The sequence below is a fragment of the Prochlorococcus sp. MIT 1341 genome, from assembly GCF_034092415.1.
GTDB lineage: Bacteria > Cyanobacteriota > Cyanobacteriia > PCC-6307 > Cyanobiaceae > AG-363-P08.
Genome location: NZ_CP139304.1, coordinates 991,970 through 1,003,838, shown reverse-complemented (window position 1 = coordinate 1,003,838; position 11,869 = coordinate 991,970). Strand labels below are relative to the sequence as shown.

Here is an 11,869-nt window from a genome sequence, read left to right as displayed (position 1 = left end):
ATTTACTTGTAGGATTTATGTCTGGGAAATTATGTTATTACAGTTGGTTTTTTCATGCCAGTTCTTTCTTCAATCTCTGCTAGGGAGTTTATTTCATTTATTAGAGGCTTTAGAGCTTCTTGTGGATCTAGATCAAGTCTCCCACCTGTAGCGACATAACTCTCTAGGTAGACTCTTAATGTCGCACCTTTTGTTCCAGTGCCAGACATCCTAATAATTAGCCTACTATTATCTTCAAGAATTATTCTTAGTCCTTGGTTTTTAGAAACTGATTTATCTATAGGATCGGTATATGCAAAGTTGTCAGCTATTTTGACAATGCTTCCAGCAAACTGATTACCAATTAGTGTTGGCAGTAATTTTTCTAATCGATCGAATAATGCAATAGCAACATTACTTTCAACCCCTTCATAGTCATGGCGTGAGTAGTAGTGCCTCCCATATTTTTGCCAATGATCCTTCATGATTTCTGCGACTGAAAGGCGTCTCTTGGAAAGTATTTGAAGCCAACACAGGACTGCCCATAATCCATCCTTTTCTCTTACATGATTGCTTCCAGTTCCGAAACTTTCTTCTCCGCAAAGTGTGATCATGTTTGCATCAAGAAGATTTCCAAAGAATTTCCAGCCAGTGGGTGTTTCAAAACAGTTTATTCCCAAATCTTTTGCTACAGCATCTACAGCAGAACTAGTTGGCATTGAGCGGGCAACCCCTTTTATTCCGTTGGCATAGCCAGGTATAAAATGTGCATTAGCAGTTATCACTGCAAGACTGTCACTTGGGTTTACAAAGCAACCTTTGCCAAGAATCATATTTCTATCTCCATCACCATCGCAAGCAGCTCCAAACGAATATTTTTTCTTTTTCAGTAAAAGTTCGGCAAGCCCGCTCGCGTAGGTTAGGTTTGGGTCAGGATGACATCCGCCAAAGTCTTCTAGTGGTAAACCATTAATTACAGTCCCTTGTGGAGCCTTTAAGAGTTGTTCCAGGAGACGATGCGCATATGGTCCTGTGACTGCATTCATTGCATCAAAAATAAGTGTAAAATCGTCATTTAAAAGTTGTTTTATACTTTCAAAATTGAAGAGCTTTTTCATTAGCATTACGTAGTCTTCAACTCCATCTATTACTTCAACAATCATTCCACCTAATGGCTTCTCCCCTTGCGCATTTATTGAGACATTAGGGCTTTCTAAAAAGATGTATTCATTAAGTTCTTTTGTGCAGGAATAGATAGAATTTGTTAATGATTCTGAGGCTGGCCCACCATTTGCACCATTTACCTTGACGCCAAAATCACCATCTGGTCCGCCTGGGTTATGACTAGCGGAAAGGATGATTCCTCCAATTGCTTTTCTGTTTCTAATGAGATTTGATGCTGCTGGAGTGGAGAGTATTCCGTTTGTAGTAGTAATGATTCTGTCCAGATTATGGGCTGCACCAATCTTCAAGATTGTTTGAATTGCCTTTTCATTTCCATAGCGCCCATCTCCACCTAGGACTAAAGTCCCCCCTTTAACATTAGGCAGGGTTTGAAAGATAGCTTCAATAAAACTTTCTAGGTAATGTGGCTCCGAGAATTTGCAGATGCTTTTGCGGAGGCCTGAAGTCCCTGGCTTCTGATCTTCGAAGGATGCCTTTAGTTTTACTGTACGTTGAAGGGTAGTTGCTTCTTCTGGAGTTTTCATTTCTACGGAGAACCGAGCTGTGGTTAATTAAAGTGTTTGGAAGAAAGCTGATTTTGATTTAGCTTGTTGAAAGAAAGAAAGAATTAAGTAGATTTTTCAATGCTTCTTTGGTTGTTCAGGATCAAGGAGTTTTAATTTAGAAAATAATGTCATGTTTTTATTCGTGGTTGATTTCCTCTAGGACTATTTATAGCCTTTGTTTTTTTAAGGCATGCATTACTTATCTTTCTAGCGGGAATGTCTATAGAGTCTCTTCTCTCTAAACTATTAATTTTTGATGTTTTTGCACTTTGCAATAATTCCCAGACTAGATCTTTGCAAACTGCAGATGGTAGCGGGTTATCCATCAATGGGTCAGCAAGATTTCTTAATTCCCCACAGGACTTTGCTTTGTTAGTACTTGAACATTCATATGCCTTTAAAACTATTTCATTTAGGTCATCTCTGGTTGGCATTGTTATGTACTCATCTGATTGATTTGCCGAGACTAAACTGCCTATCAAAAACAGGCAAGGCATCCCAAATAATAATGAAAATCTTTTCATATCAATGTGGCATTTCTGATGTACGTAGCATTGCAATGAACCAAACACAGCAAAGAATAAGCACTAGAGTTACTCCAGTACTTATTCCAGCTCGTGATATAGCTATGGGCACAATAAGGGGGATTAGTATTGCACCCGTAAGGGGAGTTATTGCAACTAATCTCTTCAACATAATCTCTAATTAGAACCAGTCGGAAGTGTTAATTTTGGGACTAGTATTATCTTCTGGTGTGACTCTTTCAAACTCTAGTCTGATATTTCTACGTTGAACGCCATCAGCTGCTATTGCCTCTATTGGGTAGTTTTGTTGCCCATCACGGAAAGGTACTTGAAGACGAAATGTACCATCATTAGAGAGAGGAACTTCTTCCCCAGCGATTGTTAAACGTGCATTTGGATCAGTTGAGCCATAAACAATTAACTCTGCGTCTGCAATTAACCAAAATGGTTTTTCACGAGGAGTGATTGAACCTATTCCAGATTCATTACGACCACTAGCCCAAAGCCCTATGCCTGAATCGTTAAAGTTAGGGAAGCTCTGTGTTGTTTCTTTAGTTTCTTGGAATTCTTCAGATCCAACTCTAGTTTTGTAGTAATGAGCTGTCGCGCGCTGATAAAGACGCTCATGTAGCGCTCCTCGATCGTGAAAAGCAGGTTTCTCAGTGATGATGTTATTTGAATTACTTTCAGTTGGGTTTACCTCGAGGCTAAAGGGTACAAATTGATCTAGGATTTTTTCACTTGGGTGAAGAGATGGGACTCTTGCAATAGAAGAGTAAGCAAGAGAAATCCAGTTATTTCTGGACTTATATCCAAGTTCAACTCTATAGTCTCTGTCACACATTGGAATTGGTAAGTACCATTCCGTGCTGTGGCTGTCTACTACGACTTCCTGCAAGGTATGTCGCTGAGAATCTGAGTTGTTTTCTTTGGTTACATCTGTTAGTCGGATGCATAGGCGAATAGCGCCGCTATCGCTGGCTCTTTGCTTGTCAGATTCTGAGATTTCCCAGAAAACATATGCCCATTCTGGATCTCTTGGGACAAAGACTACCCGTGTTCCATTATTTTGAGTATTGGCTTCTAGGTCTTTTTGAGAACCTCTTTTTTCAGCCTTAGATTCCTCAATCTGCGTTTTTTTCTCTTGTTTGATTGATATCTGCTTGACAAGAGATGCTTTGCTTTTTCTGCTGTATAAAGGTACTCCTAGATCACTCGCCATTAGCCGTAGTTGGCGAAGTGTTAGACGTGACAGAAATTCTTGGGCTTGAGTCACGTCAAAAATACTCCGTTTTTGTTTGGGATCATTGAATTTATTTTTTCAGACTCTGATCAAGAAGTGTTCCTGTGGTCAGGATCTACTGACGGTTAATTTCGGTTTCCCAATGACCCAAGACCTTCAAAGGCCTTGCAAGATATGGCTTTTGCAAAGATGAAGTGAAGGATTGATATCGCTTTCAATTTGTTTTCTTTTCTTAGCTGTGTATTTGGGGCTAATGGATACAGGGAGAAGAGGGACATATTTGAAATGTCCCTGTTAAACATCGTTTCTTCTGGTCATGCTGATTTGGATTAGGTCTTGAAGACTCAGCTCTAAGCAGGAGATTCCTAATTCTTTGGCAATATCTTCAAGTTGCTCGCCTGCGCTAGATAGCTGTTCTAGCAAGATAGGAATAAAGGGCTTTTGATCTTTTAGTGCTGGATGGTTGAGGCACCATTCCATCCGAACGCTTTCATTGGGTAAGGCTCCTTGTTGGTTTGTGCTGCTCATTGTTTTAAAGCAAGCTAGGCAATGAGCAAGGAGCCTTAGATGGTGTTGTTCAAGGGTTGGTAGAGATGTTGCGGCAATTAGTTCTATATCTTCACCAGTTAAAGGGCTCTCAAATTGTTGAGATACTTCCTCCATTAATTTGAAGGAGAGATTAGGAAACCGCAGCAATGACCATCTTCAATGCACCATTGTTTTCGTTCGACTTTGCATTCAGGAAAGATTTGTCGGATTAAGTCCAATTCTTCCTCACAAAATGTGGGATATGCCTCTGCAATTTTTTTGATTGAACAGCTGTATTCAATAATTTGCCATCCTTTGCCATTAGTGGCCTTTTTCAACTCTGAGAAAAATCCCTCCTCTCTTCTCAATTTTATTAGTTCCTCAAGTCGTGTTTTCAGAAAACTGCTTGTTCCAATTTTGGATTTATAGAGAAGTTCCTTTTTTTTTGCTTGGGTTTGAAGAATCTCTTTGAAGCTTTTTTCTTCAAGTGTTGAACTTATAGAATCCAAGAGAGTTAGGGCAAAATCTTGTGACTTTATATTGAAAGAAAGCTTCCCTTTTTGAGTAAGTTCCCATACATTGAAAGGCCTACCTGGCCCTGGTGATAGAGGACTGGATTTGACTAATCCCTTTTGTTCTAGAGTACGTAGATGTCTTCTCATAGCCTGAACTGAAATGCCTAGCTCAGAAGCAAGTTTCGTTGCATTGCACTTCCCCATGCGTAAGAGCAGATTCAGCGCGGCTTCTTTTGTATGGATTGGAGCTTGAAGGCTCATAGCAATTAAAGCTATATGACAAAGATGACATGCCAAGACCCCATTAGGGAACCCATATTGCTTACGCTAAGTTGTATTTCGAAACCTAATCGTTTCGTTACTTGTGCCTAGCTAGTTTGTTTTCCTACAAACTACCCTGACAGCACTACGACTTCTATAGATTATGAAGCCATTCCTTAAGCATGATTTTCCTCCACTAAGTTCTTAAAGATCTCGGGTCAGTGCGCTAAGTATGAGTGCATTAGGTCTCTGTCGTAATTAGAACTTCTAATGCTTTCAAGAGAAGTTGCTTCACTACCATCAGTCTGGTTAAAAGCTCATTTGAATGGATCTATGAAATGACAAGCCAAAACCTTGTTGGAGAACTCGTCTCTAAACCCTATAAGTATGGTTTCGTTACTGATATAGAAACTGAGAAGATCTCAAAGGGTCTGACCGAAGATGTTGTACGTCAAATTTCTGCAAAGAAACAAGAACCTAAGTTTCTCTTGGATTTTCGTTTAAGAGCATATAAACACTGGTTGAAAATGACAGAACCCAATTGGGCTGATCTCGGCTACCCTCAATTGAATTATCAGGATATTATTTATTATGCTGCACCGAAGCAAAATGAAAAAAAATCAAGCTTAGATGAAGTAGATCCAAAATTATTAGAGACATTTGATAAATTAGGTATACCTTTAAGCGAGCAGAAGAGACTTTCTAATGTTGCTGTTGATGCAGTTTTTGATAGTGTTTCAATAGCGACAACCTATAAAGAGAAGCTTGCTGAACATGGAGTCATATTTTGCTCAATAACAGAGGCTGTTGCTGAATATCCCGAACTAATAGAGAAATATCTTGGCACTGTTGTTCCAATCAATGATAACTTTTTTGCTGCTTTGAATTCAGCTGTATTTTCTGACGGTTCTTTTGTGTTTGTACCTAAAGGTATTGATTGCCCAATGGAACTCTCTTCCTACTTTAGAATAAACTCCGGAGATATTGGACAGTTTGAGAGAACTTTGATCATTGCCGAAGAGTCCGCATCTGTGAGCTATCTAGAGGGTTGCACAGCACCAATGTTTGATACAAATACTCTTCATGCTGCTGTTGTAGAAATTGTCGCACTTGATGATTCCTCTATTAAATATTCAACTGTCCAGAATTGGTATGCTGGCGATAAAAATGGAGTAGGCGGTATCTATAACTTTGTTACTAAGAGAGGACTTTGTAGAGGTGATCGAAGCAAAATAAGCTGGTCACAAGTTGAGACAGGATCAGCGATTACATGGAAGTACCCAAGTTGTATCCTTCAAGGAGCTGATTCGATTGGTGAGTTTTATTCTGTTGCGCTCACTAATAATTACCAAAAGGCAGATACAGGTACTAAAATGATTCATGTTGGCCCTAGAACGAGATCTACAATTGTTAGTAAAGGAATAAGCTCAGGAAACTCATCTAATAGTTATCGTGGTTTAGTGCAAATTGGAACTAAGGCTCTGCAATCAAGAAACTATAGCCAGTGTGATTCTATGTTGATTGGCGACTCAGCTGCTGCTAATACTTATCCTTATATTCGATCACAACAGCCCAATTCAAGTATTGAACATGAGGCAAGTACTTGTCGTATCTCAGAGGATCAGTTGTTTTATTTGCAAAGTAGAGGGATTGGCTTAGAAGAGGCTGTTTCTATGGTTGTAAGTGGTTTTTGTAGGGATGTATTTAACCAACTACCTATGGAATTTGCAGCAGAAGCCGATAAGCTTCTGGCTTTAAAGCTAGAAGGGTCAGTTGGGTAATTTCCTGACTCCTTTTTTCTTCAAAATCTGTTCTAAACCCGAATCTTTCTGTTGTGATTAATCCTGGCTCTGAGTCAATTCTAGAGATCTCTGATCTTCATGCTCAGGTGGGTGACCAGATGATATTGAATGGTGTCACACTCACAGTAAAAAAAGGAGAGATACACGCAATAATGGGAAGAAATGGGAGTGGGAAAAGTACACTCTCGAAAGTCTTGGCAGGGCATCCTGCTTACACAGTTACAAAAGGGAAAGTTTCTTATTTAGGAGAAAATCTTCTTTCTTATGAACCAGAAGAGAGGGCTCGTTTAGGTCTTTTTCTTGGTTTTCAGTATCCAGTTGAAATTCCTGGAGTAAGCAATATGGAGTTTTTGCGCGTATCGACGAATTCAAGGCGAAAGCAGCTCGGAGAAGAGGAATTGGATACTTTTGCTTTCGAGGACTTTGTTCACTCTCGTTTGAGACTAGTCCAAATGGATCCTTCATTTCTAGAGCGGAGTGTCAATGAGGGATTTTCTGGTGGAGAGAAGAAACGGAATGAGATTTTGCAAATGGCTCTCTTGGAGCCAATACTTTCCATCCTTGACGAGACGGATTCTGGTTTAGACATTGATGCATTGAGAATAGTTGCTGGTGGTGTTAACCAACTCTCTAAGCCAGAAACAGCAACCCTTTTAATTACCCATTATCAAAGACTTCTGAATGAGATCACGCCAGATTTCGTTCATGTTATGTCTGCTGGGAGAATTTTGAGAACCGGAGGAAGTGAACTTGCACTGGAGTTGGAAGAATCTGGTTATGAGTGGGTAGAGCAAGAAAATTTGGGTAAGGGGGATGTATGAGTATGACTCTTCAAAAGTCAAAACTTTGGGAATCATTACCACTACCACAAGGCCCACTCGCTGGTCTGCAGTCAAAGGCTCGCAAATCCCTTGAGAGTATTGGCTTCCCAGTTTCCTCCGAAGAGGCTTGGCGTTTAACAGATTTAAAACTCATCGAAGAGATTTTTAATTTTTCAGCCTTGTCTAGGAGCTCGAATCTCCATCATGTTAAGGAATTTGCAATGCCATCTCCACCGAAAGATGGCTTTCGTTTGGCTCTTTATCCAGGTTTAGACCCTTTAAGTCTCCGACCTTTGCCAGATGGTTTTAGTCTTCTCGATTCTTCAGAATTAGAAAAAACCTTAGGCAGGACCTTAAAGCGTTGTGGATGTAGTCAGGACTGGCCAGTTATTTTGAATAATTCTTGTACGGATAATGTTCTTGCTTTACGTGTAAAAGGCTCTGATTTGCCCTCGTTGGAATTAGTCCTTCAGGGTTTTAGTGGAGAGTTGGCTTCGTCAAGAGTGATTTTGCTGCTTGAGGAAAATACTCAGTTAAACCTTCTTCAGGTTTGTTTGGGTTTAGATCAGTCTGCACATAGCCATTTAATTGAAATTTTTGTTGGTTGCAATGCTTCTTTGAATCATGAGTGGCTGGCATTGGGAGGAGGGGAAGCAAGTTGCTTAGCAAATATAGCGATCGAGCAAGAGCCACAAAGTGAATATGCTTTAACTTGTGTTCAGCAGGGATGGAGCTTTAGTCGTTTAGAACCTTATATAGTTCAACTTGGTGGAAGAGCCAATACAAAATTGCGAGGTCTTCAAGTGGCAGACCATGGGAATCAAATATCAACAAATTCCAAAATTAGATTTGATGGTCCAGAAGGACATTTGCATCAAATTCAGAAAGGAATTGCTGCAGGGACATCACATAGTATTTTTAATGGTTCTATTGAGGTACCTCAAGCTGCACAACGAACTAATGCTGCGCAGTTAAGTAGAAATTTATTGCTATCTAATCGTGCCAGAATAGATGCAAAGCCTGAATTAAAGATTATTGCGGATGATGTCAAGTGTACTCATGGAGCAACTGTTACCCAGTTACAAGAAGAAGAGCTTTTTTATATGCTTAGTAGAGGCATAGGGCAGACTGATGCAACAAAGTTGTTACTGAAAGGTTTTTGTCAGGAGATAACTTATAGCTTGCCTATTTCGGCTGGAAGATGGAAGGTGCTTGATCAAGTTCTCAAAAATCTACGAGTAGAATAGTGCCCTCACAAACTCTTGCAGATAAAACACGTGGAGACTTTCCTCTCCTTAGTAAAAGTATCTCAGAAGATAAACAACTGATTTATTTAGATCATGCTGCGACTAGTCAGAAACCTTGTCAGGTAATTAATAGATTGAATGATTACTATTGTCAGATAAATGCAAATGTGCATCGTGGTGCTCATCAACTAAGTGCCAAAGCAACTGAGGCTTTCGAAGGTTCCAGAGAAATAGTTCAAAACTTTGTTCGAGCAAGGTCCTCAAAAGAAATAATATTTACAAGAAATGCAACTGAGGGTATAAACCTAATTGCGCGTTCTTGGGGTGAACTGAATCTTAAGAAGGATGATGAGATTTTGCTAACAATTATGGAGCATCACAGTAATCTTATCCCTTGGCAGTTGTTAGCAAAACGTACTGGTTGTGTTCTTCGATATGTCAAAGTAACCTTATCAGGTGAATTTGATCTTGATGACTTTTATTCAAAATTAAATCAAAGAACAAAACTGGTTAGCTTGGTTCATGTAAGTAATACTTTGGGCTGTTCCAACCCTATTCAAGAAGTGGCTGACTTGGCCCATAGTTTTGGTTCCTTGGTTTTGGTGGATGCTTGTCAGAGCCTTGCACATCAACCTGTAGATGTTAGTTCACTTGGTATTGACTTTCTTGTGGGTTCTTCACACAAAATTTGTGGACCTACCGGCGTAGGTTTTCTTTGGGGCCGAGAAGATCTTCTAGACAAGATGCCTCCATTCCTCGGAGGTGGCGAAATGATTCAAGATGTTTTTCTAGACCATTTCACACCGGCTGAAATACCTCATAAATTTGAGGCTGGTACTCCTCCTATCGGAGAGGCAATTGCGATGGGTTCTGCTATTCAATATTTAGAATCAATTGGACTTGAAAATATTAAAAGTTGGGAGACAATTCTTTTGGAGCACTTATTTGAAAAGCTTCAATCAATTAACGGTCTAAATGTTTTAGGGCCAACCCCATCTAGGCAAATGATGAGAGGAGCCTTGGCAACATTTAGTGTCGAGAATACGCACCCTAATGATATTGCAGCTCTATTAGATCTTGCTGGAATTTGTATTAGAAGTGGCCATCATTGTTGTCAACCATTGCACAGGTATTATGGTTTGTCAGGGACTGCACGTGTGAGTCTTAGTTTTACTTCTACGACTGAAGAAATTGATTGTTTTATAGATGAACTTTCCACAGCGATTTCCTTTTTGAAGAAGAATGCTTAAAGGCCCAAGTGCTTGTTGAAAAACTTCTCTGTCTCTTTTAAGACCTTGATCTTTACATTGCCATCTTTAAAGCCATGCCCTTCCTTGGGGAATTTATAGACTTCGATTGGAATCTTATTCGCTTTTAAAGCTTCTGCCATTTGAAAAGTTTGTTCCGGGGTAACCACATGATCTTTTAATCCTTGAAAAAAAATTATTGGACAATTTATTTTATTAACCTTTAGCAAGGGAGAGCGCTCTTCATAAATTTTCTTTTTCTTTGGCCATTCTCCAATTAAATTATCGAGGTAAGTTTCCTCAAATCTATGTGTAGTGTTGTTGGCAAGAGACACTAGATCACTGACTGCATATCGACAGGCTGCGGCCTTAAAGAGTTTTGAAGAACACAGGCAAGATAGGGTTGTAAAACCTCCAGCACTGCCTCCTTCTATTGCAATTAGCTCCTCATTTGCCTTGCCTAATTCAATTAATGCTTTTACTGCAGAAATACAGTCAAATACATCTACAAGTCCCCATTTGTTATTTAGTCTTTCTCTATACCTCCTTCCAAACCCTGTAGATCCACCATAATTGACATCAACAACCCCCCAGCCCTTTGATGTCCAGAACTGTATACTTAGATCAAAACCGCAAGTTGCCATACCTGTTGGCCCACTATGACTTTTAACTAACAAAGGTGAGGCCTTTGTACTATTCCCAATCGGGGGGTAATACCATGCATGCGTTTGTTGTTTGTTGGATCCCTTAAACCAAAATGGCTCGGCGACACTGATTTGATTTTCCTCTAGAAATGCATCCGATGCAGGTGTATGTGTCCAAGTTTTATTTCTCAGATCAATTTCTAATAAACCAACACTAGTTTTTCTACCTTTTGCAATTGCGACGGCTTTTTCTTCCTGAGAGTTCAACCCTGAAATATCATTAAATGGTTGCTCAATATTAGAAACATTTCCATTTTTATTTATCAACTTTATATGCCATTGGCCTTCTTGACATACTGATACAAGGATACCATTATTGGCTATTGCTGTTGTTCTCATTCCATTAACCCATTGAGGCATTGCGGTTTCAGCTTCCATCGGGGATAAGGAAGTCCAATTTGAATATTCTTTTTTGACTTGATCTGAATTTGACTTGATTAAGTTCCACCAACCAGAGCTATCTTCGCTTATTAAGATCTCATTATCCCCAGTCCATATTGGTTGGAAGACAGATATTTTATGTGCTTCATTCGAGTGCGTTCCTTTTAAGAATTTTTTATTAGTAATGACTTTTGAATTATTCAATTCTCCCCACCAAAGTTGACTGGCATCCCAAGGCATAAGAGGTCTTTGCCACTCTACCCAAACCAGTTGATCTTCCTTAGGGCTTAATGCTAAATAACCAGCAAAATCTTTTGGCTCATGAATGATATTCGGAGTTTGATTCTCTTTGTCAAGTGAAAGGCTGACTATGAAATCTTTACCATCCTTTTCCATAATTCCTAACCAAAGATTTTCCGTAAGTGTTATGACTCCACCGGCTAGTGAGATGTTGCTGGGTTTGCTAAGCCTTAAAGCATGACCTTTTTTACATAACCAATTGTTTGATTTGTTTTGATTTGTATCTAGTAGCCCTAGCCAACTCTGTTTCCAGATGCAACCGTCTTGATCGTCAACCCACGTGATAATTAATTCGTTCCCTTTTTTAGCCTGCGCAAGCACCCCCCCTCCATAACCATGAATCCGACTTCTTAAGTTGATTGGTTTTTCTGTTAGCTCCTGAGGAACTTGTTTTGGATTTCCAAAACGCCTTATTAATGCAGTAGTTCGTCCTCCTTCTGTTGGGCGCTGTTCTAGCCATAAAACCCATTCACCAATTACGTGTGGCTCTTTTAATTCTTTTGCTTTGCCCGCAGCAAGCTCTGCTGAGAGTCCTAGAGGCCTTTCTTTACTGTTCATGAAATGCTGATTGCTGAATTGTGCTAATC

At 39.7% G+C, this 11,869-nt stretch carries 11 protein-coding genes; 5 read left to right on the top strand and 6 right to left on the bottom strand.

Features of this window, described 5'->3' with window-relative positions; all coding sequences use genetic code 11:
• Positions 1–29: 29 nt before the first annotated feature.
• Both SOI84_RS05130 and SOI84_RS05125 read right to left on the bottom strand, forming a co-directional pair.
• Positions 30–1,688, bottom strand: coding sequence for an alpha-D-glucose phosphate-specific phosphoglucomutase (locus SOI84_RS05130; RefSeq protein ID WP_320673500.1), 1,659 nt, complete (start codon positions 1,686–1,688; stop codon positions 30–32).
• Positions 1,689–1,837: 149 nt separating this feature from the next.
• The gene (locus tag SOI84_RS05125; protein ID WP_320673499.1) at positions 1,838–2,143 is read right to left on the bottom strand and encodes a hypothetical protein; all 306 of its coding nucleotides are present in this window, start codon (positions 2,141–2,143) and stop codon (positions 1,838–1,840) included.
• A gap of 74 nt (positions 2,144–2,217) precedes the next feature.
• Between SOI84_RS05125 and SOI84_RS05120 the strand changes: the two genes are divergently transcribed.
• Positions 2,218–2,418 (top strand): hypothetical protein, encoded by a 201-nt coding sequence (locus SOI84_RS05120; protein WP_320675492.1) that lies wholly within the window; start codon positions 2,218–2,220, stop codon positions 2,416–2,418.
• Here SOI84_RS05120 and SOI84_RS05115 read toward each other — a convergent pair.
• The 3 genes from SOI84_RS05115 to sufR form a co-directional block, all read right to left on the bottom strand.
• A complete protein-coding gene (locus SOI84_RS05115; protein ID WP_320673498.1) occupies positions 2,415–3,509 on the bottom strand; it encodes a DUF4912 domain-containing protein in 1,095 nt (364 codons plus the stop codon). The two genes, SOI84_RS05120 and SOI84_RS05115, sit on opposite strands and share 4 nt — an antisense overlap.
• 261 nt (positions 3,510–3,770) lie before the next feature.
• Positions 3,771–4,139 (bottom strand): hypothetical protein, encoded by a 369-nt coding sequence (locus SOI84_RS05110; protein ID WP_320673497.1) that lies wholly within the window; start codon positions 4,137–4,139, stop codon positions 3,771–3,773.
• Entirely contained in the window at positions 4,139–4,816 is a 678-nt protein-coding gene (sufR, locus tag SOI84_RS05105; RefSeq protein ID WP_320673496.1) for an iron-sulfur cluster biosynthesis transcriptional regulator SufR, read from the bottom strand. Before sufR ends, SOI84_RS05110 begins: the two co-directional genes overlap by 1 nt.
• Positions 4,817–5,118: 302 nt before the next feature.
• Between sufR and sufB the strand changes: the two genes are divergently transcribed.
• From sufB to SOI84_RS05085, 4 genes are read left to right on the top strand one after another with little or no spacing between them, the layout of a single operon-like run.
• On the top strand, positions 5,119–6,561 hold the full coding sequence (sufB, locus tag SOI84_RS05100) for a Fe-S cluster assembly protein SufB (RefSeq protein ID WP_320673495.1): 1,443 nt from the start codon (positions 5,119–5,121) through the stop codon (positions 6,559–6,561).
• Positions 6,562–6,614: 53 nt separating this feature from the next.
• A complete protein-coding gene (gene sufC, locus SOI84_RS05095) occupies positions 6,615–7,403 on the top strand; it encodes a Fe-S cluster assembly ATPase SufC (RefSeq protein WP_320673494.1) in 789 nt (262 codons plus the stop codon).
• A gap of 2 nt (positions 7,404–7,405) precedes the next feature.
• A complete protein-coding gene (locus SOI84_RS05090) occupies positions 7,406–8,650 on the top strand; it encodes a SufD family Fe-S cluster assembly protein (RefSeq protein WP_320673493.1) in 1,245 nt (414 codons plus the stop codon).
• The gene (locus tag SOI84_RS05085; protein ID WP_320673492.1) at positions 8,650–9,900 is read left to right on the top strand and encodes a SufS family cysteine desulfurase; all 1,251 of its coding nucleotides are present in this window, start codon (positions 8,650–8,652) and stop codon (positions 9,898–9,900) included. The genes SOI84_RS05090 and SOI84_RS05085 overlap by 1 nt, the downstream gene beginning before the upstream one ends.
• On the opposite strand, the gene SOI84_RS05080 is transcribed toward SOI84_RS05085, so the two are convergent.
• Positions 9,897–11,840: an alpha/beta hydrolase family protein gene (locus SOI84_RS05080; protein WP_320673491.1), complete on the bottom strand. Its 1,944-nt coding sequence runs from the start codon at positions 11,838–11,840 to the stop codon at positions 9,897–9,899. The genes SOI84_RS05085 and SOI84_RS05080 overlap by 4 nt on opposite strands.
• Positions 11,841–11,869 lie beyond the last annotated feature (29 nt).

Excerpts from the sequence above, each read along its gene's own strand:
- SOI84_RS05125 (WP_320673499.1), bottom strand. The coding sequence starts at position 2,143 with ATGCCAACCAGAGATGACCTAAATGAAATAGTTTTAAAGGCATATGAA.
- SOI84_RS05080 (WP_320673491.1), bottom strand. The coding sequence starts at position 11,840 with ATGAACAGTAAAGAAAGGCCTCTAGGACTCTCAGCAGAGCTTGCTGCG.
- sufB (WP_320673495.1), top strand. The coding sequence starts at position 5,119 with ATGACAAGCCAAAACCTTGTTGGAGAACTCGTCTCTAAACCCTATAAG.
- SOI84_RS05090 (WP_320673493.1), top strand. The coding sequence starts at position 7,406 with ATGACTCTTCAAAAGTCAAAACTTTGGGAATCATTACCACTACCACAA.
- SOI84_RS05130 (WP_320673500.1), bottom strand. The coding sequence starts at position 1,688 with ATGAAAACTCCAGAAGAAGCAACTACCCTTCAACGTACAGTAAAACTA.
- SOI84_RS05120 (WP_320675492.1), top strand. The coding sequence starts at position 2,218 with ATGAAAATCTTTTCATATCAATGTGGCATTTCTGATGTACGTAGCATT.
- SOI84_RS05110 (WP_320673497.1), bottom strand. The coding sequence starts at position 4,139 with ATGGAGGAAGTATCTCAACAATTTGAGAGCCCTTTAACTGGTGAAGAT.